17 protein-coding genes are annotated in these 25,129 nt (G+C 63.1%); 7 read left to right on the plus strand and 10 right to left on the minus strand.

From position 1 onward, the window contains the following. Positions 1–71: 71 nt before the first annotated feature. Together msbA and MA09_RS03185 are read right to left on the minus strand one after the other, a co-directional pair. Positions 72–1,811 (minus strand): lipid A export permease/ATP-binding protein MsbA, encoded by a 1,740-nt coding sequence (msbA, locus tag MA09_RS03180; protein ID WP_267872570.1) that lies wholly within the window; start codon positions 1,809–1,811, stop codon positions 72–74. Beyond that, on the minus strand, positions 1,801–3,117 hold the full coding sequence (locus tag MA09_RS03185; RefSeq protein WP_036245436.1) for an O-antigen ligase: 1,317 nt from the start codon (positions 3,115–3,117) through the stop codon (positions 1,801–1,803). Before MA09_RS03185 ends, msbA begins: the two co-directional genes overlap by 11 nt. 56 nt (positions 3,118–3,173) lie before the next feature. On the opposite strand from MA09_RS03185, the gene MA09_RS03190 reads away from it, so the two are divergent. Then, positions 3,174–4,022, plus strand: a complete 849-nt coding sequence (locus MA09_RS03190) for a glycosyltransferase family 2 protein (RefSeq protein WP_036245442.1) — start codon at positions 3,174–3,176, stop codon at positions 4,020–4,022. Between the two features lie 38 nt (positions 4,023–4,060). Here the strand turns inward: MA09_RS03190 and MA09_RS03195 are convergent, their stop codons facing one another. Next, on the minus strand, positions 4,061–4,333 hold the full coding sequence (locus MA09_RS03195) for a hypothetical protein (protein WP_036245443.1): 273 nt from the start codon (positions 4,331–4,333) through the stop codon (positions 4,061–4,063). A 177-nt stretch (positions 4,334–4,510) separates the two neighbouring features. Between MA09_RS03195 and MA09_RS03200 the strand changes: the two genes are divergently transcribed. Continuing rightward, on the plus strand, positions 4,511–5,584 hold the full coding sequence (locus MA09_RS03200; protein WP_229440535.1) for a DUF5694 domain-containing protein: 1,074 nt from the start codon (positions 4,511–4,513) through the stop codon (positions 5,582–5,584). A gap of 115 nt (positions 5,585–5,699) precedes the next feature. Here MA09_RS03200 and dnaE read toward each other — a convergent pair whose 3' ends face one another. Next, entirely contained in the window at positions 5,700–9,209 is a 3,510-nt protein-coding gene (dnaE, locus tag MA09_RS03205) for a DNA polymerase III subunit alpha (protein WP_036245445.1), read from the minus strand. Between the two features lie 147 nt (positions 9,210–9,356). Here dnaE and MA09_RS03210 point away from each other — a divergent pair, with 147 nt between their 5' ends. Next, a complete protein-coding gene (locus MA09_RS03210; RefSeq protein WP_036245447.1) occupies positions 9,357–10,259 on the plus strand; it encodes a sulfurtransferase in 903 nt (300 codons plus the stop codon). Between the two features lie 114 nt (positions 10,260–10,373). Here MA09_RS03210 and MA09_RS03215 read toward each other — a convergent pair whose 3' ends face one another. From MA09_RS03215 to MA09_RS03240, 6 genes are all read right to left on the minus strand, one after another. Next, positions 10,374–10,946, minus strand: a complete 573-nt coding sequence (locus tag MA09_RS03215; protein WP_036245449.1) for a DUF4214 domain-containing protein — start codon at positions 10,944–10,946, stop codon at positions 10,374–10,376. Between the two features lie 416 nt (positions 10,947–11,362). Beyond that, complete coding sequence (locus MA09_RS03220; RefSeq protein WP_081897391.1) at positions 11,363–12,691, minus strand: TolC family outer membrane protein; 1,329 nt, start codon at positions 12,689–12,691, stop codon at positions 11,363–11,365. 2 nt (positions 12,692–12,693) lie between these two features. Further along, the gene (locus MA09_RS03225) at positions 12,694–14,061 is read right to left on the minus strand and encodes an HlyD family type I secretion periplasmic adaptor subunit (RefSeq protein WP_229440536.1); all 1,368 of its coding nucleotides are present in this window, start codon (positions 14,059–14,061) and stop codon (positions 12,694–12,696) included. Next, entirely contained in the window at positions 14,058–15,851 is a 1,794-nt protein-coding gene (locus MA09_RS03230; protein WP_036245451.1) for a type I secretion system permease/ATPase, read from the minus strand. The genes MA09_RS03225 and MA09_RS03230 overlap by 4 nt, the downstream gene beginning before the upstream one ends. Positions 15,852–16,207: 356 nt before the next feature. Beyond that, positions 16,208–19,036, minus strand: coding sequence for a DUF4214 domain-containing protein (locus tag MA09_RS03235; protein WP_036245453.1), 2,829 nt, complete (start codon positions 19,034–19,036; stop codon positions 16,208–16,210). 245 nt (positions 19,037–19,281) lie between these two features. Next, the gene (locus tag MA09_RS03240; protein ID WP_081897392.1) at positions 19,282–20,601 is read right to left on the minus strand and encodes a FecR domain-containing protein; all 1,320 of its coding nucleotides are present in this window, start codon (positions 20,599–20,601) and stop codon (positions 19,282–19,284) included. Positions 20,602–20,857: 256 nt separating this feature from the next. Here MA09_RS03240 and MA09_RS03245 point away from each other — a divergent pair, with 256 nt between their 5' ends. From MA09_RS03245 to MA09_RS03260, 4 genes are read left to right on the plus strand one after another with little or no spacing between them, the layout of a single operon-like run. Next, positions 20,858–22,645 carry a CHASE2 domain-containing protein gene (locus tag MA09_RS03245; RefSeq protein ID WP_081897397.1) on the plus strand — a complete coding sequence of 596 codons (1,788 nt, stop codon included), beginning with the start codon at positions 20,858–20,860 and terminating at the stop codon, positions 22,643–22,645. Next, complete coding sequence (locus MA09_RS03250) at positions 22,642–23,874, plus strand: tetratricopeptide repeat protein (protein ID WP_036245457.1); 1,233 nt, start codon at positions 22,642–22,644, stop codon at positions 23,872–23,874. The genes MA09_RS03245 and MA09_RS03250 overlap by 4 nt, the downstream gene beginning before the upstream one ends. A gap of 4 nt (positions 23,875–23,878) precedes the next feature. Beyond that, the gene (locus tag MA09_RS03255; protein ID WP_036245458.1) at positions 23,879–24,205 is read left to right on the plus strand and encodes a VanZ family protein; all 327 of its coding nucleotides are present in this window, start codon (positions 23,879–23,881) and stop codon (positions 24,203–24,205) included. A gap of 7 nt (positions 24,206–24,212) precedes the next feature. Then, the gene (locus MA09_RS03260; protein ID WP_036245459.1) at positions 24,213–24,995 is read left to right on the plus strand and encodes a Crp/Fnr family transcriptional regulator; all 783 of its coding nucleotides are present in this window, start codon (positions 24,213–24,215) and stop codon (positions 24,993–24,995) included. Positions 24,996–25,129 lie beyond the last annotated feature (134 nt).

The raw sequence follows: 25,129 nt of genomic DNA on the forward strand, positions 1-25,129 counted from the left end.
TTGAACAGACGTTGCAGCAATTCATAGACTGGTTGAACGCGTGGGCAGGAAACCTGCCCACCCTACGATAATCACGTCTCATCCGCCGCTACGAACTGCAGGCGGTACAGGTTGGCGTACATCCCGTTCGCATCGAGCAGCTCCGCATGGGTCCCCTGCTCGGCGATGCGTCCCTGCTCCATCACCACGATCCGGTCGGCCCGCTCGATGGTCGAGAGCCGGTGCGCGATCACGATGGTGGTGCGTCCCGCCATCAGGGTCTCCAGCGCCGCCTGCACCGCGCGCTCGGACTCGTTGTCGAGCGCCGAGGTGGCTTCGTCGAGGATCAGGATCGGCGCATCCTTGTAGATCGCGCGTGCGATCGCCACGCGTTGGCGCTGGCCGCCCGACAGGCGCATGCCGTTCTCGCCGATGCGCGTCTCCACGCCGTCTTCCAGCTTGGCCACCACGTCGGTCAGGTGCGCGGCCTTGACCGCCGCCGCCAGGCGTTCGTAGTCGATCCTATCCGCGCCGTAGGCGATGTTGGCCGCCAGCGTGTCGTCGAACAGCACCACGTTCTGGCTCACCATCGCCAGCTGCGCGCGCAGGCTGGGTAAACGGATGTCCTGGTAGGGCACGCCGTCCAGCAGCACACAGCCTTCTTGCGGATCGTAGAAACGGGTCACAAGGTTAACGAAAGTCGACTTGCCGCCGCCCGACACGCCAACCAGCGCTACCGTCTGGCCCGGCTGCACGTCCAGCGTCACGCCGGCAAGCGCCAGGCTGCCCGCGTTCGGATAACGGAACGAGACATTCTCCAGCCGCAGGTGGCCCCGGGCCCGGCCCAGTTCCTGCGTGCCAGTGTCGCTCTCGGCAGGTGAGTCGATCAGGCCGAACACGGTCTCGGCCGCCGCGATCCCGCGCTGCATCGGGCCGTTCACCTCGGCCAGCGACTTGAGTGGCGTAAGCAGCATCAGCATCATGGTCACGAACTGGACGAACTCGCCCTGGGTCATGTCGGCCTGGATCGCCAGCACCACCACCAGCGACAGCGCCATCGAGGTGGCGATCTGGGTCACCGGCGTGGTGGCGGCGAAGGCCACCGTCATGCGCTGCGAGAAGCCGCGCAGGGCTTCGCTGCGGGCATGGAAGCGCGCGCGCTCGTAGCGCTCGCCCGAGAACACGCGGATCACCTGGTGCCCGCGCGTGGCCTCTTCCACCACCTGGGTCAGCTCGGCCGTCACGCGCAGGTTCTCGCGGTTCAGGCGGCGCAGGCGGCCGGTGGTGGTGCGCACGATCACGGCGGTCAGCGGGATCACGACGATGGCCACCAGGGTCAGCTGCCAGTTCAGGTAGAGCAGCGTGGCGAGCAGGCCGATCACGACCAGGGTGTCGCGCACGCAGGCCACGAACACCGACTGCAGCATGTCCACCACCTGGCGCACCTCGTTCACCACGACATTGATGATCTTGCCGGTCGACTCTTCATGGAAGCGCGCCACCGGCAGCCTGAGCACGCGGTCGAACACCATTGCGCGCAGGTCGTTCAGCACGCGGCTGGTGACCCAGTTGTTCAGGTAGGCGGTCGAGAAGGTGCCGATGCCGCGCAGGATGAAGATCGAGACCAGCACCCCGGGGATCCACCACATGCTGAACGGTACCTTCTCCTCGAAGCCGAGGTCGATCAGGAGCTGCAGGGCCTTGCCCAGCAGCGGCTGGGTGGCGGCGGTGAGCGCCATCGACAGCAGCGCCAGCCAGGCGCGCGTCTGGTAGGGCTTGACGACCGCCAGCAGGCGTTTGACGATGACCTTGTTTTCCAATTTATTGTCCACTTTGTGTTTCCATACCGGCCTGTGCGTCGGCCTTCGCGTCGTCTTGTGCAATGAGGCAGAAGCCCATGAGCAGGGCCACCATGAGCACGTAGAACATGGCGCCCTTCAGGGACCAGAAGATGACTTCGGTAAGGCCGAAGCCGAAATAGCCGAGCACCACCAGCATGCCGGCCAGCGCCGGTGCAAATCCGGGCGCGTACTGGTGGTCGATCCGTGTCCCTCCGCTGCGCGAATTGCGCCCGGCCGCGCGCGCGAAGAAGGCGAATGGCATCGCCAGGATGCCGATGTACGCGAGCAGGCCGAACACCCCGCCGGTGGCCTGTGCCTGCAGGATATCGTTGTGCAGGTGGTGGGCGAATTCGAGGATCGCGTCCTGGACCTTGCCCTGCTGGGCCAGCTCGTGCAGTTCGGCGCGCACGCTGGCGGGGTCGCGCCCGAACCATGGCTCTTCCGCGATGATGTGGCGGGCGCCCTTCCACAGCTCCAGGCGGACGCCGACATTGGAAAAGGCGCTGCCGCCATCCAGCCAGGTCCGGACGTCGTCCATGCCCTGGTCCACCCGCTCCTGCACGCCGAAGGCAGGAATGAAGAAGGTGGAGGCGAACAGCGCGAAACTGCCGCCCAGGAGCAGGCGCACGCCCCGGCTTTGCAGCCGGCGCGCGTAGGCCAGGAACAGGATGGCCGCCAGCCCCAGCGCGATCCAGCCGCCGCGCGTGCCGCTGATGACCGTCGCGCCCAAGCCAGCCAGGGCGCCGAGCGCAGGAAAAATCGCCTTGCGGTTACTGTGGCGGTAGTCGATGGCGGCCGCCAGCGCCACCAGCGCCAGGCACAGCGCGATGTCGCCGAAGGTGATCGAGTTGAGCCAGCCACCCGGACGGTAGATGTCGAGCACGAAGCGTTGCCAGGCGATGAAGGGCAAGGCAGCGAGCGCGCCGCCGATCACGCCCCACCACAGACAGGTGCGCGAGGGGCGCGCCAGCACCACCAGCATGAGGGCGCTGAAGCCGAGGAACATGCGCAGGGGCTTGTCGAGGTAGCGCCACTCGGTCTCGGGACGCGCCAGCACGAAGGCCAGCGACAGCAGGAGGTAATAGGCGAAGGCCGCCACCACCCAGCGGATCTCGCGCCAGTGCAGCGCCACCGCCGCCCAGGCCTTGCGCGGCACGCACAGGACGGTGAGCACGAAGATGATGCTGCTGAAGCCGATGCCGAACGGGGTAATGAGGCTGAGGAAAGGGAACAGGAAAATCAGGAAGCCGATCCAACGCTGCATCGGCATCCCGATTTTCGTCTGATTATTGTTCATTCATGTTCTTGTGGGATACTCTTGCCAACCTTGAGCGCGTGTTTTATCGGACTTCCATGCAGCAAACCCCGACCATCTCTGTCGTGATCACCACATACAACCGCCCGGACGCACTCGAAGCGGTCGTGGAAGCCTGTTTCATGCAGGATGACAAGAATTTTGAAATCATTATCGCTGATGACGGCTCCACTGCCAACACGCGGGACACCGTCACGGCCCTGGCCGCCCGCTCGCCCGTGCCGCTCAAACACGTGTGGCAGCCGGACGAAGGCTTTCGCGCCGCCATGGCCCGCAACCGCGGCACGCTGGCGGCAACCGGTAACTATATCATCTTCCTGGACGGCGACTGCGTGCCGCAGCGCGACTTCATTGCGCGTCACCGGCTTCTTGCGCGGCCGGGCTTCCTCGTCTCGGGCAGCCGTATCCTCCTGAGCCAGGCGCTGACCGAACGCGTCCTGCGCGAGCACATCGACGTCGCCGGCCTCGGCGTCCTCGAGCGCCTGCGCTGCCGCCTGCGCGGCGACATGAACAAGGTGCTGCAGACGATGCTGCGCTGGCCCGACATCGGCCGCGTGCGGCGCCGCTTCAGCTGGCGCCGCATCAAGAGCTGCAACCTGGCCGTCTGGCGCGCGGACCTGGAGAAAGTCAACGGCTTCGACGAGAGTTTCGTGGGCTGGGGCCACGAAGACGCCGACCTGGTCCTGCGCCTGTTCCATGCCGGCGTGCTGCGCAAGGACGGCGCCCTGGCCACCGAGGTGCTGCACCTGTGGCACCGGGAAGCGGAACGCGACGAGGAATCGAGCAACCGCAACGTGGTCCTCCAGCGGGCTGCCGACAGAACCACCCAGGCGGTGCGCGGACTGCGCGAGCATGCGGGCGAGGCGCCTTCTTCCATCCCGGGGTGACAGGCGGCGTGGGCGCCCGCGGCGAGCCGAACCGGAGCTCAGGCGGACATGCCTTTTTGCAGCAGTTCGGCCACCAGGCCGTTCAACTCGACGCCGCGCTCCTTGCTCAGGTCCTGGAGCTGCTTGACCAGGTCGCCGTTGAGCTTGACGGCAAACGGTACCAGCCCCAGCGCGCGCTCCCGCTCACGCTGCTCGCGGCGGTCGGGTGCGGGCGCCTTGGCTGACGCAGCGGCACCGAAGGCGGCTCCTTTCACGCTCATCTGGTTCATCAATTTCTTCGCGTCGCTCTTGGCCAGGTCGGTCTTTTTCATCGCATGCCCTCTGTTGTCAAAGCTGGATTCTACGCGTCTCAGGCAGGGAAGATAAAGCGCGAGCTCACCGGGTCTCCCCGTCAGAAGAGCCCTTGAGGCCTTATGCAGGACGATTTGCTCCACGGGACTCAGCGTGCAATGATCGATCCTTGTGCCATGCTCGGAAAGGAAGCCAACGTGCGTCAACTGTATGCATTTCTCGCCGCATCGCTCTTGTCGGGTGCAGCCGCTGCACAGGCTTACCGGCCCGATTTCGATCCCAGCAGACTGAAAGGCCCGGCTGCCGGGCCGGCCAACGAGGTGATGGTGCTCGGGACGTCCCACTTGTCGCAGCTGCCGAACAGCTTCGATCCCGCCCACCTGCGCCCCATCGAGGACCGGCTGGCGCGCTGGCGTCCGGACGGCATCGCGGTCGAGGCCTTGTCGGGCATGCAGTGCGACCATATGCGCCGCTACCCGGCGCGCTACGCGGAGACGATCGACACCTATTGCTGGGACCCGGCGCCTGCGCACGCTTCGACCGGCCTGGACGTGCCCGCGGCGACCGCGCAGGCCGGACAGATGCTGGCTGCATGGCCCGCGAACCCGTCCGCCAGCCAGCGGCGGCGCCTGGCGGCCCTGTTCCTCGCGGGTGGCGAGCGGACGTCGGCACTCGTCCAGTGGCTGCGCCTGCCGCAGGCAGAACGGTCCGCCGGCGACGGCCTTGACGCCACGCTGGTCGCATTCCTGGACGAGCTGAAGGAGGCGCGCAACGAACGCTACCTGCTCGCCGCGCGCCTGGCAGCGCGCCTTGGCCACGAACAGGTGTATCCGATGGACGACCACACGGCCGACCGTCCGACAGCGGACAGGAAAGCCGCCGGGGACGCCTTGTCGAGAGCCTGGGACAATCCGGCGCTGAAGCGGCGCCTGGGTGCGATCAAGGCATTGGAGGAGAAAGTGGGCAGCGCGCAAGGCGTGCTGGCCCTGTATCGTGCCGACAATGCGCGGGGAGCGACGAAGCTTGCTTTCGACAGCGATTTCGGCGCGGCGCTCGAGGAGCCGTCGCCACGGCGCTTCGGACGCCGGTATGTGGGCTATTGGGAGACGCGCAACCTGCGCATGGCGGGCAACATTCGCGACGTGCTGGCGGAGCGGCCCGGGATGCGCATGCTGGTGATCGTCGGGGCTTCGCACAAGGGCTACCTGGAGGCCTACCTGCACCAGATGCATGATGTGCGGATCGTGGATGCGGCGCCCTTGTTACGGTGAGGATGCCGGCCCCTTGTAGGGTCCGCCTCGTCTGCGCACAGGGGAGTCGACCGCGTGGGCGGCGTTCACGCTGCCGGCCGAGCACATGGCCGGGTGGAGCTGCCCACCCTACGGATCAGTACTCCACCGCCACATCCTTCGCTCCCAGCGTCAGCTCCAGCTGCTGCTTGAGCGTATCCGACGGCGCCACCCGCCAGTCGTCGCCCAGCTGCAGCACGGCTTCGACGCCCTGCGGCTTGATGCGCAGGCTGACCGGCAGGCCGTCCTGCTGGCGGTAGGGCTGCAGGACCTCGGCCAGCTTGGCCGGATTCAGGTCGCAGGACACGTCCATTTCCAGCTTGAAGCCGTACTGGATGCGCGCCGCCGCGATGTCGTAGACCTTCTCCGCGGTGATGCGCAGGCCGCCGTTGAAGCGGTCTTCGGAGACCTTGCCGACCACCAGCAGGAACTCGTCTTCCTTGAAGATGTTCTTGTTCGCTTCCAGCAGCTCGCTGTAGATCGTCACCTCGACCACGCCGGTCTTGTCGTCCAGCGACACGATCAGGATCTTGCCGCGCTGGGTCATCTGGGTGCGCACGCCGGTGATCACGCCGCACAGCATGCGCGGGTCGCGCGAAGGCTCCAGGTCCTTCAGCTTGGTCTTGGCGAAGCGCCGCACCTCGGCCGCATACGAGTCGAACATGTGGCCCGACAGGTAGTAGCCGAGCGCGATCTTCTCTTCGGCCAGCTTCTGGCGGTCGGTCCAGGGCGTCGCCTTGACGTACTCGGGCGGGGCCACCAGGTCGGAATCAATGCCGCCGAACAGGCTGACCTGGTTGGCGGCGGCGGCGGCCTGGCCGGCCGCTTCCATCGCGAAGCCGACCGAGGCCAGCAGCACGGCGCGGTCCACGCCGAAGCAGTCCATGGCGCCGGCGCGGATCAGGCTCTCGATGGTGCGGCGGTTGATCTGCTTGCGGTCCACGCGCATGCAGAAGTCGAACAGGTCCTTGAACTTGCCGCCTTCCGTACGCGCCGCGATGATCGCCTCGATCGCACCCTGCCCCGCGCCCTTCACGCCACCCAGGCCGTAGCGGATGTTCGAGACCTGCTTGCCGGTGACGGAACGCGGCTGGCCTTCCGGCGTGAAGCGGAAGTGGGACTCGTTGACGTCCGGCGGCAGGATGGTCAGCTTGCAGACGTCGATCGCGTCCTCGACCAGGATCTTGATCTTCTCGGTGTCTTCCATCGCCAGCGACATGTTGGCTGCCATGAACGCGGCGGTATGGTGCACCTTGAGGTAAGCCGTGTGATAGGACAGCAGCGCATAGGCGGCCGCGTGCGACTTGTTGAAGCCGTAGCCCGCGAACTTCTCCATCAGGTCGAAGATCTCGTCGGCCTTTTCCTGCGACAGACCGTCCTTGGCGGCGCCGGCGCGGAAGATCGCGCGGTGCTCGGCCATTTCCTCGGCTTTCTTCTTGCCCATCGCGCGGCGCAGCATGTCCGCGCCGCCCAGCGAGTAGCCGCCGACGATCTGCGCCATCTGCATCACCTGCTCCTGGTAGACCATGATGCCGTAGGTCTCGGACAGAATGGATTCGGTACGCGGGTCCGGATAGTCGAACTTCTCGCCGTGCTTGCGTTTGCAGAAGTCGGGAATCAGGTCCATCGGGCCCGGACGGTAGAGCGCCACCAGCGCGATGATGTCCTCGAAGCGGTCGGGACGCGCATCCTTCAGCATGCCCTGCATGCCGCGCGATTCAAGCTGGAAGATCGCGACAGTCTTGGCGTCGGACAGCAGCTTGTACGAAGGCCGGTCGTTGAGCGGCAGGGTCTCGAGGGTGAAGTCGGCGTCGGCCGGATCGAGCGCGCGGATGTAGTTTACCGCACGGTCGAGGATGGTGAGCGTGGTCAGGCCCAGGAAGTCGAACTTCACCAGGCCGACGGCTTCCACATCGTCCTTGTCGTACTGCGAGACGACGCCGGCGTCGCCGCCCTGGGTGTACAGCGGGCAGAAGTCGGTGAGCTTGCCGGGCGCGATCAGCACGCCGCCGGCGTGCATGCCGATGCCGCGGGTGATGCCCTCGACCTGCTGGGCGAGATCCAGCAGCTGCTTGACCTCTTCCTCGTTCTCGAGCCGCTCCTTGAGCAGCGGTTCTTCTTCGATCGCCTCGGCGATCGAGACCGGCTTGCCCGGCTTGAACGGGATCAGCTTGGAGATGCCGTCGCAGAAGTTGTAGCCGAAGTCGAGCACGCGGCCGACGTCGCGGATCGCGCCTTTCGCGGCCATGGTGCCGAAGGTGGCGATCTGCGAGACCGCGTCGCGCCCGTACAGGTCCTTCACGTGCTGGATGACGAGTTCGCGCTTTTCCTGGCAGAAGTCGATGTCGAAGTCGGGCATCGAGACGCGTTCCGGGTTCAGGAAGCGTTCGAACAGCAGGTTGTACTTCAGTGGGTCGAGGTCGGTGATCTTGAGCGCATACGCCACCAGCGAGCCCGCACCCGAGCCGCGGCCCGGGCCGATCGGCACGCCGTTGTTCTTGCCCCACTGGATGAATTCCGCCACGATCAGGAAGTAGCCCGGGAACTTCATCTTGATGATGGTCTGGTTCTCGAACTCGAGGCGCGCCTCGTAGCGCGGGCGCTCCTTCTCGCGCACTTCCGGATCGGGGTAGAGCTGCACCAGGCGCTCTTCCAGGCCCTTCTTGGTCTCGGAGACCAGGAAGTCGTCGATGGTCATGCCATCCGGGGTCGGGAAATCCGGCAGCTGGGGCTTGCCCAGCGTCAGGGTGACGTTGCAGCGCTTGGCGATCTCCACCGAATTGGCGAGCGCGCCCGGCAGGTCGGCGAACAGTTCCGCCATCTCGGCCTGGGTCTTGAAGCACATCTCTTCGTTGAAGCGGCGTACGCGCTTGGCGTTGGCCAGCATCTCGCCCTCGGCGATGCAGACGCGCGCTTCGTGGGCGATGAATTCGTCCTTGTTCAGGAACTGCACCGGGTGGGTCGCCACCACCGGCAGGCCGAGGCGCGAGGCCAGCGCCACCGAATGGCGCACGCCCTGCTCCTGGTTGGGCTGGCCGGCGCGCTGGATCTCGATGTAGAAGTGGCCCGGGAAGATGCGCGCCCAGCGTTCGGCGGCACGTTCGGCGCGCTCGATGTCGCCGTTGTCGATGGCCTGGCCGACGTCGCCGAAGCAGGCGCCCGACAGCACGATCAGGGCATTGGCCTGGTCGACGTCCGGCTCCAGGGTCGACCTGGAGGTGGCCAGCGCCTCCAGCCACTCGACGCGGATCTCGGCACGGCCCTTGTACTGGTTGGTGAGCCAGGCCTTGGACAGCAGGTCGCACAGCTGCAGGTAGCCGGTGCGGTTCTTGGCCAGGATCAGCAGGCGCGAGGGCTTGTCGCGGTTCTCGTCGTTGGTGATCCAGGCATCCACGCCGACGATCGGCTTGATCCCCTTCCCCCGCGCCGCCTTGTAGAAGCGCACCAGGCAGAACATGTTGGCCAGGTCGGTCACGGCCAGCGCCGGCTGCTGGTCCTTCGCGGCTGCCCCGACGATGTCGTCGATGCGCACGAGGCCGTCGACGATCGAGTATTCGGAGTGGACGCGAAGATGCGTAAACGTCGGGGTAAAGGTCGGGGAAGTCATCCCGACATTTTACTCCGGCTGGGCTTCGCTTGAAGTTGTGCGATTGTTCAGTCGTTGCTGATTGGCATCGCCGCGCAGCAGATGAACCGCTGCGGGCGGGGCCGTCTGCCTTTATAATGTCGGCCTGTCTTTACCAGCCTTGCCGACATGTCTTCCACAGCCAATACCGCCAACTTCGTCAATATCGCCGCCTATAAATTCGTCACGCTCGACGATCTCGACGCGCTGCGTCCGCAGTACCAGGCGCTGTGCAACGAACTGGGCCTGAGGGGCACCATCCTGTTGACGCCGGAAGGCATCAACATGTTCCTGTCCGGCTCGCGCGAGCACATCGACCAGTTCCTGGCGTGGGTGCGCAGCGACGCCCGCCTGGCCGACCTCGAGTGGAAGGAAAGCCTGTCGAGCGAACAGTCGCACAAGCGCATGCTGGTGAAGATCAAGAAGGAAATCATCACGATGCGCATGCCGCTCATCAAGCCCGAGCTCGGCCGTGCACCCTCGGTCGACCCGAAAACGCTCAAGCGCTGGCTCGACCAGGGGCATGACGACGAGGGCGTGCCGGTCGTGATGATGGAAACCCGGAATGCCTTCGAAGTGGATGTCGGCACCTTCAACAACACGCTCGACTACCGTATCGAGAAGTTCACCGAGTTCCCGGAAGTCGCCGCCCAGCATAAGGATGAGCTGGCCGGCAAGACGGTCGTGACCTTCTGCACCGGCGGTATCCGCTGCGAGAAGGCGGCGATCCACATGAAGAACATCGGCTACGAGCGCGTGTTCCAGCTCGACGGCGGCATCCTCAAGTACTTCGAGGAAGTCGGCGGCGACCATTACACGGGCGACTGCTTCGTGTTCGACTACCGTACCGCGCTCAATCCCAAGCTGGAGCCGACGGAGACCGTCCAGTGCTTCGCCTGCCGCGCAGTCGTGACGCCGCGCCAGCAGCTGTCGCCGGACTATGTGGTCGGCAAGTCCTGCCCGCATTGCGCAGGCAAGGCCGCTCCGGCCCAGGAAGCCGCCGAACCGGCCGGGAACGCCGCAGGCCGGTAAACCCGACCCGCTACCACCCAATTAAAAAGCCCCGGCCACGACAGGTGTGGAAGGGGCTTTTTATATTGCCTTTGCAGCCGGTGACGCGTCATGCATCCCCAGGCCTGGCGTCATTTAAAACAGGAATTCCGGGGCGTCCATGCCGCTTGGGGAACCGACGATCTGGGCAATCTTGGCATCGATCTGGCCAGGCTGGATTGCCGCTGCTGCCGACTGCGCATCCTTGACGGTGCCCACATAGGCTTCCGCGATGTCGAACGAGCCTGGACGCAGGTAGGCATTGATTTCCGCCTGGGTGTCGAGACGATTCGTGAATTCGGTAGCGACCGCCACCTTGGCGTTGAAGATCTGCTTGTCCGGAAGCGAAGCAGCTTTCACCATTTCGGTCACCACCGTGTTGATGGTCAGCGTGCCGTTATTCATGGCATCGGTCCAGAATTTGACGCCTGCGGCTTCACCCTGGCGGCCGAACATGTTCTCGTAGACCTCGCGCACGATGCCTTCGTTGTTCATGTTCGCGTAGTTCGCGCGGTACTCGGCCGAACCCGAGAAATCGCGGGAGATTTGTTGCAGCACGTTCGGATTGACGTTCAGCGCATCGACCCAGAATTTCAGTCCGCCCGGATCCGCAGGGCGGCCAAAGAACTGCACGTACATTTGCTGAACGTTGTACACATTATCTGCCATCGCAGCCTCCTATAAGAATGTATAGAAAATATTACACAATTCCGAAAAGGGGTGGCGCAGCAAACGCGGCAGTATTGTAACAAATTCTACATAGATACTATTTCTTATTGGAAGTAACCACTAACGACCAACGCTGAATTGTGAAATTTGGAAATTAGTTACAAGGTCTTTATTTGTCTTTATGAGAGTGCCGCGCGAGACCGTGTTTTTATATTTCCAATGCCAAAAGGAAACCATATTCACTCACCGGGCAAGAGGAGCGTTCTGCTCAACATTTACAAGCGAAAATCTTTACTAAAAATAAGTAACGAAAAAACCACAGTCGATAATGGCATGGTGGTTCGTGACGAAAAAACCGCTCAGCACTGACTGAGCGGTTTCAGGCATTTCGCTATATGTTGTGTTCGCTGTTCAGCTTATTCGAAATAAGCAGCGATCAATTGCACGTCGTCGCGAGCGAGGGTCCCCGCCGCCGCCTTCAGGCGCAGTTGCGCCAGCATGTAGCCATAGCGCGCTTGCGCCAGGTCGCGCCGCGCGAGCGATAGCTGGCGCTGGGCATTGAGCACGTCGAGGTTGATGCGTACGCCGCCCTTGATGCTTTGCTCGGTAGCCTTTACCAGCAATTCGGCCGAGTCGACTGCCTTGATCAGTGCATTGATGCGCGGAACGCTGCTTTCGGTCAGCTTGTATTGGCGGCGGAGCTCCACCAACACCTTGTTGATCTGCGTTTCGAGGTCGGCGACCGCCCTGCCCTTGTTGGCCGCGGCCTGGCGCGTTGCGGCACTGATCGCACCGCCTGCATAAAGCGGGATATTGACCTGGAAGCCGACACTATGGGTCTTGATGTCCTGGTTGATGGTAGTGGTGGTGTCCGAGACGCCCTTGTTGTAAGTGGCGATGGCATCGAGCCTGGGCAGGTGTCCGGCACGCTGCTTCCTGATCTCTTCCGTCGCAACCTGGACGCCATACTGCAGGGTCTGAATATCCGGATTGTTTCGAAGCGCGATGTCTTTCCACGCATCGAAACCCAATACATCCCGCTGCTCGGCGCGGAAGCCCGGGCGCAGCTGGTCCAGCCTGTCCACGTAGCCACCGATGATACCGGCCAGGACATCCAGGGCGCTGTTCATGTTGTTTTCGGCTTCGATCAGGGCCGCTTCCGCCACGTCCAGCCGCGACTGGGTTTCCAGCATGTCGGTGCGGGTCCCCTCGCCATTCTTGAACAGCTTGTCATTGACATTGCGTTGCTCGACGTAGACATCGCGCTCGGCACGCGCCAAGGCCACCTGGTCGGCCTGGAACAAGGCATCGAAATAGGCCTCGGCCACGCGCAGGATGACGTTCTGCTCCTGGCTTTCGAACTGGGCCGCAGTGTAATTGCTCTGTGCGACACCCTGGCGGTAGCGGGCAATGGCGTCGAAATTCACCAGCGGCTGGCGCACCTGCACCACGGTCGAGCGCGAAATGTAGTGCTGGTCGTTCACGCGGCCCAGACCGTAGTCGCTAACCGTATGGGCCTTGTTGCTGCCGTAATTGGCGCTGACGTTCGGCAGCAGGTTGGAACGGCCGAGGATGCGGTTTTCCTTGCCGGCCTCGTTCGCGTACACCGCCGAGCGGAAGGCCGGATCGTTTTTCAACGCGAGATCATAAGCTTCCAGGAGGCCGAGCGCCGACGCCTGGCCACAGGCGGCGGCCAGTGCAAACCCGAGTACGGCGGGCAGGAGCTTCATCGACGGAATGCGCATTGTCAATCCTCCGACATCGAAGTGCGTGCACGGTCGACGATCGGCTTGAGCAGGTAGCTCATCATCGAACGCTCGCCCGTCTTGACGAAGATCTCGACCGGCATGCCCGGCTGGATATCCAGTTTCTTGGCCGCGATGATGCGGGCGCCTTCCGGCGTCACGCGTGCCCTGACCTTGTAATAGGGATGGCCAGTACGCTCGTCCACGCTTCGGTCCGCCGACACCTGGATCACTTCGCCAGGAATATGCGGGGTGCGATTCGTATTAAAGGCGGAGAAGATCATCTCGACCGGCAGGCCGACATGGACCTTGTCGACCAGGTGGACTTCCAGCTGACCCTCGGCTACCAGCTGATCGTCGGCCGGGACGATGTCCATCATCTTGGCGCCCGGCCCGACGATGCCGCCACGCGTGAAGATGGTCGAGTTGACGACGATACCGTCAGCCGGTGCCTTGACCTCGGTGTTGGCCAGGTCGTATGTCTGCGCCTGCAGGCGTGCACCCTGTCCTTCGGCCTCGCGCTGCACGTCAGCCAGTTGAGAACGTACTTCCTGCTGGAAGCTCTGGCTGCGCTGCACCTTGCGCAGCTTGAGCTCCATTACTTGGCGTTGAGCACGGCCAATATTGCCGATGTCCTGCGATATCTCACCGCTCAGCTGGGCATAGGTGCGCTCCAGGTCGAGCAAGCGGTTACGGGCCACGTAACCCTCTTTTGCCAAGTCGCGCATGCCTGTCAATTGTTCCTTTAGGAATTCAATCTGCTGGCGCTTGCTTTCGCGCGATTCCTGCAAACCTTTGATTTGCATCTGGAGGCCGGCGATATTCTCATCGATGGCTGTCAGTTCGCTTTCGAGCGCCATGCGGCGCGAGCTGAACAGCTGGTTCTGCAGGGCCATCGCTGCGACCACGTCCGGATCGTTCTTGTACGGCGCAAGCGCTGCCGGGAAAGCGATGCTCTTCGCGCCGTCGCGTTCGGCCTGCAGGCGGGCTTCGGTGGCACGCGCCGTGATGAATTGGGCGCGAGTCGCGTCTACCTGCGCCGCAGCCTGCACGTTGTTCATGCGCACCAGCACCTGATCCTTGCGCACCACGTCGCCGTCCTTGACCAGGATGTCGTGCACCATGCCGCCCGTCAGGTGCTGGACGGCCTTGCGGTTGCCCTCCTTGACGACGGTCGCCGGCATCGGCACGCCGCGATCCAGGGGAGCGGTCGTGGCCCACAGCAGGAAACCGCCGAAGCCGGCGGCGACCACGAACCAGCCGATTCGCGCATAGCTGCGCGGGTCGGTCTGCACGTCCACCGGCGAAGCTTCGTGCGAAACCACTTCGGCGGCGGCGTTTTGTTTGTTGACTTGAGTAAGTTTCATCATTCCTGTTCCGTACGCATCGGCTGAGCTTGCTGACTTGCCTGTGCTTTTGCTTGTGCCTGCAACTGGGCCTGGTGTTGTGCCTGCTGCTGCGCCATTGCCTTTTGGTTCGCTTCCTGGATCGCGGCCATGACCTGCTCCGTCGGTCCGAACAGCTGTGCCGCACCATCGCGCATCAAGAGCAGTTTGTTGGTGGCGCCGATGATGCTGGTACGGTGCGTGATCAGTACGATCGTCTTGCCGCGGCGGCGCAGGTCGAGCACCGCCTGCACCAGGGCATGTTCGCCGACCTCGTCGAGGTTCGAGTTCGGTTCGTCCAGCACGATCAGTGCAGGGTCGCCATACATTGCGCGGGCCAGGCCCAGGCGCTGCTTCTGACCACCGGACAGGCCGGCGCCGCCATCGCCCAGCGGGGTGTCGTAGCCTTTCGGCATGTGCAGGATCATGTCGTGCACGCCGGCGCGTTTGGCGGCCTCGACCACTTTCTCCGCGTCGACTTCTCCGAAGCGCGCGATGTTGTCACTGACGGTGCCGCCGAACAGTTCGATGTCCTGCGGCAGGTAACCGATATTCGGGCCCAGCTCACCCTTGTTCCAAGTGTAGATGTCGGCGCCATCCAGGCGCACCTTGCCTGCCACTGCCGGCCATACACCAACCAGCAGGCGTGCAAGGGTTGATTTGCCGGAACCCGACGGGCCGATCACCCCGAGGGCGTCACCCGGTCCGATGCCAAATGACAAACCACGTACCACGGCCTGGGTTGCGCCCGGCGGTGCGGCAGTCACGGCCTCGACGGTAAGGATACCCTGGGGCTTCGGCAACTCCATGCCGGCGCTGCGCTCCGGATTGTCGCCCAACAACTTCACCAGGCGGTCGTAAGCGCTGCGGGTGCTGGACCACGACTTCCATACCGCGATCACCTGCTGCACCGGGGCGAGCGCACGGCCAATCAGGATCGACGCGGCAATCATCATACCCGGGGTAATCCGGCCTTCGATCGCCAGCAGGGCGCCGAAGCCCAGTACCAGCGAGGTCAGCGCCGTCTGGGTGAACTTGGTAAGTGCACCGACCACACCGGCCTTCTCGCTGGCCTCGGCCTGGAGATTGAGGAAGCGGCTGTGCAACTTGAACCAGCGGCTCATCAGATTGGGCAGCATGCCCATCGACTCGATGACTTCGGCGTTGCGCAGGTTATTGGTTGCCAGGTTGCCGGACATGACCGCCATGGTATTGGCTTCGGCGAGTGGCTTGCGTGTGACCTTTTCGTTGATGACGGCCAGGACGATCAGGACGAGCGTGCCGCACAGCGCAAACAAACCGAGCCAGGGCTCGAACATGAAGATCACGATCAGGTAGATCGGGAACCAGGGGGCGTCGAAGAACGCGAACAGGGCATTGCCGGTTAAGAACTGGCGCAGGTTGGTCAGGTCGTTCAGTGCCTGTCCTGCATTGCCGCCGGACTTCTTGAGATTTTGCTCGAACGCGGCGGTATAGACACGCTTGTTGAGCATCATGTCGAATTTGGCGCCAACACGAATGAGGACGAAGCTGCGCATCATTTCCAGCGAAGACATCAAGACGTATGCGCCCAGCATCATCAGAGTCAACATCAGGAGAGTGATCTCGTTGCGGCTTGCCAGCACGCGGTCATAGACCTGCAGCATGTACAGCGAAGGCACCAATGCCAGCAGGTTCGTGATCGCACTAAAAGCGCCGATAGTCACGAACGTACTCTTGAAGCCGCGCAGGGCCAGTTCGATCTCGTTCTTGGGTTGCGATAGTGTGTTATTCATCTTTAGGCCGTCGTGAGAGGAGTGCTTGACGAATGGATTGTGCCCATCATCAAGCAGTCGCGACATTATCGCCTAAAAGCGGAACAAAATGTGATGAGGATCACATTTAGGCAAGAAGTTTGTTGCGGTTTTGTAGAGCGGCTACCGCAAGAAATAAAAAGGCCATGCTCTTCAGCATGGCCTTATGGAGGATTATTGGCTCCGGCTCGGCATTACGTTATTCCATCTGGCCGACACCCAGCAGAGCAAGCTCCGCATTCGACAGCGCTACAGAAAGTCGCACCACCTGCCCGGCAGCTGTCCTCGCGTATCAGTTCAAGGACCGCACCGGAGCGCGGCCCGAGAATCAGAAACGATTAAGGAGCTGGGGTGGTGAAAGCAACGACCAGGGCGTCCAGGTTCACGGCGCCGGTCAGCTTGACGACGATGTCATTAGCGTCAACAGTGTTGTTACCGCCCACGTCCTGGTACACATAGGTATCGCCACCGAAGCTGAACACGAGGGTGTTCGCATCAACACCGTTGACCTTGTATGCAGCCGCTTCTTTCAGCGCCAGGTCGAAGTCGGTCTGGGCAGTGGTGAACTTGACTGCATTGCTCACGCCGGTGATGAACAGCTTGTCCGAGGTAGCTGCCAGCGACTTGCCGTCGGCGGTCAGGACCAGGTTCAGGCCGGTCACGGTGTCCACTTTGCCGTAGGTCGAAGCGTTCAGCGTGACGCTGTCGATGCCAGCGCCCAGCTTGATGGTTTCGACTGCAGCGTTCGACGACACGTAGGTCAGGCCATTGATGGCAGTACCTGCGTTCGCGCCCAGGGTCAGCTTGCCGCCCAGAGCCGATGCATCCACGGTGACCAGGTCGGAACCGTTTGCGTTGGTGACGGTGGCCGAACCGTTGCCCGACAGGGTCAGCGAAGCCAGGTCAGCATTGCTGGTGCCAGTGTTCAGCGAGACGCTGGCGATGGTGTCAGCGGTACCAGTGCTGTTAGCACCGTTGGTCAGGGTCACGATGGCCGACTGAGCATTGCCTGCCAGGGTAGCAGCAACAGCCGAGGTGCCTGCGGTAACTGCCAGCTTGACGACGTCAGCGTTGGCGTTCACGGTGCCGTTGACTTTTTCGGTGATGTTCAGCGTGCCGGCGTAGGTATTGCCGTTTGCTGCATCAAGCTTGAAGCCCGAAGCCGAAACGGTCAGGGCGCCGTTTGCGACGATCGACTGAGCACCGACGTTGGCAACGGTCGAACCGGCAGCCAGGTCGATGGTGGTGTAGTTGGCGCCCAGCAGGGATGCGTCCAGTGCGGTGGTGCCGCCTTCAGCGCTGGTGAACTTGATGGTTTCGAAGTTCTTCAGCAGCTTGTTGAAGACGATGAAGTCGTCAGCGGTACGCGTACCTGCGCCAGCCAGCGAAATGGTGTCGGTGCCTGCACCGCCGTCGATCACGTCGGTGGTTGCCAGGGCCGCGCCACGCAGGACGACGGTGTCGTTGCCTTCGCCGCCATTGATGTTCAGGCCAGCGCCTGCCACCTTGGTGACGGTAATGGTGTCGTTACCTGCGCCAGCATCAACAGTGGTCAGGCCGGTGCCAGTGGTCAGGATGGTGATGTTGTCGTTGCCGGCGCCGGTCGAGACCGATGCGTTCTTGGCAGCGTCGGTGCCACTAGCAGCAGCGGTTGCGTAACTGATGGTCACGCGGTCAGCGCCCGAACCGGTGCTGACGTTTGCCACGGTGTTGGCGGCGACGTAGGTGATGTTGCCGGTCGAAGCCGATGCGTCGACGGTAGTCACGGTGCCGCTGGTGCCAGCGCTTTCGGCCACGGTCAGGGTGGTGCGCAGCGCGCTGTTGACGGTCACGGTGCTGACCGACGCGCCAGCCGAGCTAGCGCCAGCCTTGACGTTCAGGTTGACCCACGAGGTGTTGCTGTCAGGGATGGCAGCAGCCACGGTACCCGACAGGTTGACGGACGACAGTGCGGCGCCAGCGACGTTCACGGTCACGCCGTTTTGCTGGACGACAGCTGGGACAGCAGCGACGTCATCGGCAGTACCTGGCAGATTGTCCGGACCATTGCTAGCCGGAACGGCAGCGACGTCGGCGCTGGTTTCGCCGGTCACGCCGCTCAGGACAACTTTCGCCGACGATGCACCGGCAGCAGCGGTCACGCTGATGGCGGTGGTGTCGGTCGAGGTGCCGCTGAAGGTTGCGGTGGTGGTCGCAGCCAGGCCGGTCACGGCAGCAGCGGTCACGCCCGCCTGGTTGATGTTGGTTGCGCCGACAAATTTCGATGCATCCAGGCCAGTCGAGGCGAAGGTGGCACCAGTCGCGTTGTAGATGTTGATGGTCTCAACATTCTTGACGGTGCCCTGCTGGGTCACGTTGAAGCCAGGCTTGGTGTAGATGTTCAGGGTGTCCTTGCCTGCGCCGCCGTCGATCACGTCGAATGCGCCCAAGGTGTCAGCGTCAGCGCCAGCTGCAGTCTGAGGAATGGCGTTGAAGATGTCATCGCCAGCGGTGCCGGCGGGGGTATCGACACCGACGGTCAGAGCGATGGTTGCGCCCGGAACGACGGTCATGCCGGTGATGGCTGCGTCGATGGTGGCCTGGTAACCGGTCACGGTGGTGGTGCTGGTCACGCCAGCCAGCAGGCCGCGTGCGGTAGCGGCAGCGACATCACCCGAGTAGGCGTTGATTTCGGTCGGGGTATCCAGTGCGGTGGTGAAGGCAGTAGCGACGTCCAGCTTGTTCTTCACAACCAGTGCGTCCAGCTTGCCCTGGTCCGAGGTGTTGGTCATTGCAGCTGCGGTGATGGCGGCAGCGGCGTTGGCCTTGGTCAGGGTGCCCGAGGTGATGGCGTTGACCCAGAAGTTGAAGCCAGCGGTGTCGGCTTCGCGGCCCAGGACGTTCTGGTAGATCGCGGCGACGAACTTCGAGATGCCGATCTGGCTGTTGTCGGTGCCGTACAGGGCGTTCGATTCAGCCGAGTTGTTGAAGGTGTTCACCAGCTTCGACAGGGCGGAGGTGCCGGCTTTGTCAGCCTGCACAGCAGCCTGAACTTCAGCGAAGGTCTTCGGCGCTTTCATTGCGTCCAGCTGTGCCGAGAAGTTCTGCAGACCGTAGTAGTCGGCCGGACGGCCGAAGTACGAGATGTACAGTTGCTGCACTACGCTGGTGTAGTCTTGTGCTGCCATGGTGTGAAATCCTTTTAATGTGTGGTTAGAACCAAGTCTGCTTCCGGTCAGTCTTCGACTATTTCCGGAACAATATCGCAGAACTGCGAAGTATATTGCCACATCGCCAGAGTCGTGTTGTGACAGCCATCACAATCCGAAACTTTTTTACTTATTAGCGACAAATTTTTCACAATTCTCTCCAATAGTTTCACGCGCATGCGGAATGACACCTACATATGCATATGCATTATGTATTGACGCGCTTATCGCCCCCACAAAGTCGCCCCGCTGACGACTACCCCGGGATTTGCGTAATTCTTGAATATATAACCAGCCTGCTCCGCATTTGGACCGCCCAGATAACCGCGAATGAGCGTTTCCGAACTCCGGTCTTCATAGAGCATTCCCCTGTCGGTAATGATGCCGCTGCCGATGACATTGGCACCGACGCTGCCCGCTTTCACGACCAGCGAAGTGGCAAACGTCCGGCTCGAAAAATCCATGCTCAGCTGGCCGGAATCGATACTGGCAGGACGATCGACGCCGTCGCTTGTCATAATTGCCTCGCCATCCATCAATTTGAAAGTTGCCATACCTTCCTTCGGCATGACGAGTGCCGAATTCTTTAATCTGGAAATGGCATAGGGCGCGTAATAGATGGTTTCCACCTCGGGGTCGTCGATGCGGCCCGGCTGCGCAGGCCGCTCCGCCAGCGCTGCCCAGCGGCCCCAGAAAATCTCCTTCACCGCCGGCACGTCCGGGCGCGGCGGCTCCACGACCACCGGCGGCGGCACCACGACAACTGGCGGGAGCGGCGCAGGGGGCAGCTGCCCGACAACGGGCCGCACATTGCTCAGCGACTGTTCCGACCGTTGCGGATCGAGATTGATCTGCGCCAGCGGCGACGCCGGCAAGGCCTGCTTAACTGCGGGCTCGTCGCCGCGCGGCTTTTCGGCCTGATCCGGGGACAGGGCCGGGTTCTGCAATAGCTGTGGCACATGGTTGCCGCGATCCACCTGCAACAGCAGCCCGGCCTGACCGGCGAACAGCTCGCGCACGTCGCGCCCTTCGCAGGGCCCCGTACCTGCCACTGGGCAAGTAGCGCTGAAGCCGCTCATCACGACGCCGCCGGAGAGCACAGCCACGCGGGTGGTCTGCTGGTCGGTGTACACCGTGAAGTCGGTGCCGCGCACGCCGATCGCCGCGACCGGAGTATTGAAGCGGAAATTCTGGCGCGCCTGCTTCACACCCCGCCCCGAGATCGTGCGGGCCACGCCCTGCAGCAACTCGAGCTTGACCTGGGTCTTCGACGGGTCGCTCTTGTCGATCGTGTACACCACGACACGGGCGGTACTGTTCGGGCGCAGGATCAGAAAACCATTGTCAACGGTCTTCACGTACACGTAGCCATCGGCTCCAGTCGACAATTCGTCACCCTCCGCCACGACTGTGTCCTGCGTGGCGGCATGGCGCCCGACCTGCACCTGGCCTGTCACGAACACCACACGGCCGGCTTCAGCCGCGAACGCGGCGTCGGTAAGCGACCACAACAATCCTGCTGCCACAGCGAGTTGACGTAACATAGTTAGAATTCTCCTTACCTAGCATTGTCCGGAAACAATTGCCAAAGTCTGTGACAGGCGTCACAATCCACTATTGTTACACTTGGGCTCGCCTGGGGCAAATATTTCCAGGTAGTCAATGCACCCCTTATACTTCGTGTTTCTGCTCAGCCTCTCGTAGTCATCTACGCTCCCACTTCCTATATAGATGAGAATTCCCGGCTTCCTGCGCACTGCCGTGCGCGACACAAGCCTCCAGCGCAGCCTGATCGCGCTCATGGCACTCGTTATTACGGGATGGCTGGAATGGCACGGTGGACCTGCCCTGACCACCGCGGCGGACGAGTGGCTGCGTGATAAATTCATCCAGCTGCGGGCAAGTGAGGTGCCGGAACGACGCGTGCTGGTCATCGACATCGACGAGAGCAGCGTGGCGCAGATCCCCTGGCCTTGGCCGCGCGCGCGCATTGCCGACCTGATCGAACTCGTGCTGGCCGACGGTGCGCGCGGAGTCGCACTCGATATTTTGATGGAAAAGCCGGCCGATCCTTTGGGTGACACGCGCATGGCCATGCTGGCAGCCCACGGCCCGGTCGTGTTGGCCCAGATGTTCGATTACATGGATCACCCCGAGCCGTTGGCCGGGGGCCGGCTGGTCGCCGGCCAGCCGGCGCGCGATGCCGGTAGCGCCGTGCTCGCACGTGGCTTCCTGGCCAATCACCAGGGCTTCGCGCAGGCGCGCCACGCCGGCAACATCGGCATGGTGCCGGATGCCGATGGCACCCTGCGCAGACTGCCGATGCACACCAGTTACCAGGGCCACATCTATCCTACGCTGTCGCTGGCCCTGCTCCAGTGTTGCGGCGACACCACAACGAGCAAGGCGTCGCTACCGCCCTTGCGCCCTATCGAGCGGATTCCATATGCGCGCGACTGGCTGGCCTATGACGTCCTCAAGGCTGGCGACCTGCTGGCTGGGCAGATGCCGGCAGGGATGGCGCGCGACCGCCTGGTGCTGATCGGCTCATCTTCGCTGAGCATTGGCGACCGCGTATCCACGCCTCTGGGCGCTTCCAGTGCCGGACTGCTGGTGCATGCATCGATGCTGACCTCCCTGCTCGACCGCCAGCAGGGGCTGGCGCCGCCCCCCCTGCCGGGCAAGGCAATTGCTTTTGCCTTCGTTCTGGCGGTCGTGCTGCTGACCAGCTTCACGCTGCCGCGCATGTCGGCGGCAGCCAACACGCTGCTATTGGGCGCCAGCGCGCTGCTATGGCTGGGTATTGCCGCGCTGCTGGCGCCGCGCGACCCCGTGTTCGCACCGGCGGCGCCTCTTTTCTGCTGCCTGTACCTGCTGGCGGTTGCGGTGCCCTTCCACTGGGAACTGGCACAGCGCCGTTCGCGCCAGTTGCTGGGTACGCTACGCCAGTACGTTGCCGGCGAAGTCGTCGACGAACTGCTGCGCAGCGACCTGAAGGATCCACTGGCGCCACGCCGCCTCGAAGTCACGACCCTGGTGGCGGACATGGAGGGCTATACCAGCCAGGTCGAGTCGCTCTCGCTGGAAGACGCGTCGCGCCTGACCACCGACTTTCTGGAATGCCTGACGCGCCCCGTACTGGAGCACCGTGGCACGCTCGACAAGTACACCGGCGACGGCCTGGTGGCATTCTGGGGCGCGCCGCTGCCGAACCCCGAGCACGCCGACCTGGCACTGGACGCGGCGGCCAAGATCCTGCGCGAAGTAGCCCAGTTCTCGGCCGTCCGGGTTGCCGACGGCAAGCCGGCTCTGCGGGTACGTATCGGCATCGAAAGCGGCACGGCAATGGCGGGCGACTACGGCACCGCCGCGCGCAGCATCTATACGGCCGTGGGCGACAGCGTGAACACGGCCGCGCGCCTGGAGCAGGCCGCGCGCGACTACGCGCACGACGTGATCATTGGCGAAGGCACGGCATCCCTGGCACGGCGCCACCGGCTGCTGCCGCTGGGCGAGCGCCAGCTGCGTGGCAAGGGCCGCCCGATACGCGTGTACACGTTGGAACGCGCGCTGGAGCAGACCAAATGAATCGATTGCTCCGCATTGCCGTGCTGGCCACGGCCTTGTCGTCATGTTTGTCCCATGCGCAACAGAACCCGCAAGACCATCAGGAAGAACTGTACCGCGCCGCCCTGCGCGCCTTGTCGGATGGCAAGCTCGAAGAGGCATCGGCCATGCTTCAGCGCGTGGTCGACCAGCAGCCGCGGCATGCCGGCGCCTGGCTGGACCTGGCGATCAGCCAATGCGAACTCGGCAAATCGGCAGAGGCGGAGCGCCTGTTTGTCAGGCTTGAACAGGGGTTTTCCCTGCCTTCGGGCATCGTGGAAACCATCGCGCGCTATCGTGCCACCGGCTGCGGCAAGCCAGCCGCGCGCCGGGACGCGTGGTTGGTGGTCGCCACCCGCGGGCGCGACGACAACGTCAACCAAGGCGCACGCGATCCGCGCTTCTCGATCGGCACCGGCAGCACCCTCACCGAGTACGAACTCGACCCGGATTTCCTGCCGAAGGCCGACGGCTTCAGCCAGCTGGCCGCCTCCTGGCTGAAGCCGCTCGGCAACAGCGGGACCAACGCCATCGTCCAGGCCTACTCGCGCTGGCACGAGCACGAGCGGACGCATGACACCGCGTCCGTGCTCGGCGCCGTCGAACATACCTGGACAGCAGGCGGCTGGCGGCTGCGCGGCACGGCCGTGCTCGGCTATGTGACGCTCGACCGCACGCTGTACCAGCGCCAGCAGCAGGTGCAAGCTCGCCTGGCGCCGCCGCTCAAACTAGCGCCGGGAGCTGAGTTCGCCCTGTATGCGAACGCCAGCCGCGTGATCTATCCGACCCGCCCGGCGTATGACAGCAATACGGTGGAGCTCGGCGGCATTGCTGGCTACCGCAGCAAGCGCAGCCTCACGCAGGCGACCCTGACCCGGCTGCAGGACGACAGCTCCAAAAGTCGCCCCGGCGGCGACCGCAAGGGGTGGTTCGGCAGCCTGCAGTGGTATGGGGAAGTGAACGAGCGCCTGACGCTCGAAGCCGGGCTGACGCGCCAGCACTGGCGCAGCGAGCGGATCTACTCCCCGCGACTGATCGAAACCCGCCGGCTGCAGAACACGACGACGGTACGTGCCGCCGGCCAGTGGCAGCTGCGGCCATACCAGAGCGTCGTGCTGGAATGGCGCGGCACTTTCAACCGCGAAAACATCTCGCTGTTCCAATATAATAGTCGTGCCCTACAGCTGAGCCTGCGCTGGGATAATTTCTGATTGTATGTTCTGGGAAATAATTGTCTTCGTGACTGCGGCCTCCGCAGTTGCCCTCGGGTGCCTGCTGCCCGCCACCTGGCTCCCCCCGCTTCCGCATGACAAGCTGCTGCATTTTGTCGCGTTTGCAGGGCTCAGCGCACTTGCGCTGCACATCGAACCTGCCTGGATGGGACGCGCGTTGTGGCTGCTTGGATTGCTGTTGGCCGGCCTCGCGATCGAACTCTTGCAGAAACTGGTTCCTGGGCGCAGTTTTTGCTGGCGTGACATGCGTGCCAACACGGCCGGCATTGCCGCGGCCACCCTGGTTTTCGGACTGTTACAGGTGATCTGAGAAACGAATGACATCTTCGAGCAAACGAAAGAACGAGTCAGACAAGGACATCGCCGCCAACGAACTGGTGCCGGATCCGGCCGCCGTCGCGGCGAATGAACCGGCGTCGCAAGAGCTGAACCTGCAGATTCACCTGCGCAAGATCCCCTTGCTATCCAACCTCAGCGAGGAGGACATGGCGCGCGTCAAAGCCGACCTGCGCATTCGCCAGTACGCCAAGCGTGACATCGTGTTGCAAAAAGGCGCACCCGGTGACAGCCTGCTGTTCCTGCTTACCGGTTCGCTGCAGGTCATCGACGTGACCGAGGATGGCCGCGCCGTCGGCCTGCGCATGCTGCAGCCGGGCGACTTCTTTGGTGAGATCGCGGTGATCAATGGTGCGCTGCGCTCGGCATCGGTCGTGGCGCTCACGCCGGTGCTGGTAGCGCTGCTGCCGCGCGCTACCGCCTTGTACCTCTTCTCGCATTCGCCACCGGTTGCCAACCAGATGTTGCGCTTCCTGGCCGACAAGGTGCAGCGCGACTCGGAATTCCGTTCCCTGCTCAGCATTCACAACACCTCGCGGCGGATCTATACCTTCCTCAATTTAATGAAGGAAAAAAAAGATGGCGACGTTCATGTGGTGGAAAACCTGCCAACCCACCAGGACATCGCCAACATGATCAATACGAGCCGCGAAACCGTCACGCGTGCCTTACTGGCCCTGACCCAGGCCGGGATCATCCAGAAAGGCACGCACCGAATCACGATCGTCAAGCCGGATGAGCTGCAAAAGCTGATCCAGGGCTAGATCCTGCCCTCGCCGATGGCTTATTGTGGAAGTTGTAACAATTGTTAATGCGTAAATTACCATTACGCATCCTGTTATAATCCGCAACTTATCTGCAGGATCAGGTGCATGCCGCGCGCAGCGCCATCCGCCTT

The organism is Massilia sp. BSC265, assembly GCF_000740675.1.
Lineage (GTDB): Bacteria > Pseudomonadota > Gammaproteobacteria > Burkholderiales > Burkholderiaceae_D > Telluria.

Coding starts and splice junctions, on each gene's coding strand:
- MA09_RS03195 (WP_036245443.1), bottom strand. CDS start 4,333: ATGAAAAAGACCGACCTGGCCAAGAGCGACGCGAAGAAATTGATGAAC.
- MA09_RS03225 (WP_229440536.1), bottom strand. CDS start 14,061: ATGATGAAACTTACTCAAGTCAACAAACAAAACGCCGCCGCCGAAGTG.
- MA09_RS03190 (WP_036245442.1), top strand. CDS start 3,174: ATGCAGCAAACCCCGACCATCTCTGTCGTGATCACCACATACAACCGC.
- MA09_RS03230 (WP_036245451.1), bottom strand. CDS start 15,851: ATGAATAACACACTATCGCAACCCAAGAACGAGATCGAACTGGCCCTG.
- MA09_RS03215 (WP_036245449.1), bottom strand. CDS start 10,946: ATGGCAGATAATGTGTACAACGTTCAGCAAATGTACGTGCAGTTCTTT.
- dnaE (WP_036245445.1), bottom strand. CDS start 9,209: ATGACTTCCCCGACCTTTACCCCGACGTTTACGCATCTTCGCGTCCAC.
- MA09_RS03210 (WP_036245447.1), top strand. CDS start 9,357: ATGTCTTCCACAGCCAATACCGCCAACTTCGTCAATATCGCCGCCTAT.
- MA09_RS03185 (WP_036245436.1), bottom strand. CDS start 3,117: ATGAACAATAATCAGACGAAAATCGGGATGCCGATGCAGCGTTGGATC.
- MA09_RS03220 (WP_081897391.1), bottom strand. CDS start 12,691: ATGCGCATTCCGTCGATGAAGCTCCTGCCCGCCGTACTCGGGTTTGCA.
- MA09_RS03235 (WP_036245453.1), bottom strand. CDS start 19,036: ATGGCAGCACAAGACTACACCAGCGTAGTGCAGCAACTGTACATCTCG.
- MA09_RS03250 (WP_036245457.1), top strand. CDS start 22,642: ATGAATCGATTGCTCCGCATTGCCGTGCTGGCCACGGCCTTGTCGTCA.
- MA09_RS03240 (WP_081897392.1), bottom strand. CDS start 20,601: ATGTTACGTCAACTCGCTGTGGCAGCAGGATTGTTGTGGTCGCTTACC.
- MA09_RS03260 (WP_036245459.1), top strand. CDS start 24,213: ATGACATCTTCGAGCAAACGAAAGAACGAGTCAGACAAGGACATCGCC.
- MA09_RS03255 (WP_036245458.1), top strand. CDS start 23,879: ATGTTCTGGGAAATAATTGTCTTCGTGACTGCGGCCTCCGCAGTTGCC.
- MA09_RS03245 (WP_081897397.1), top strand. CDS start 20,858: ATGGCACTCGTTATTACGGGATGGCTGGAATGGCACGGTGGACCTGCC.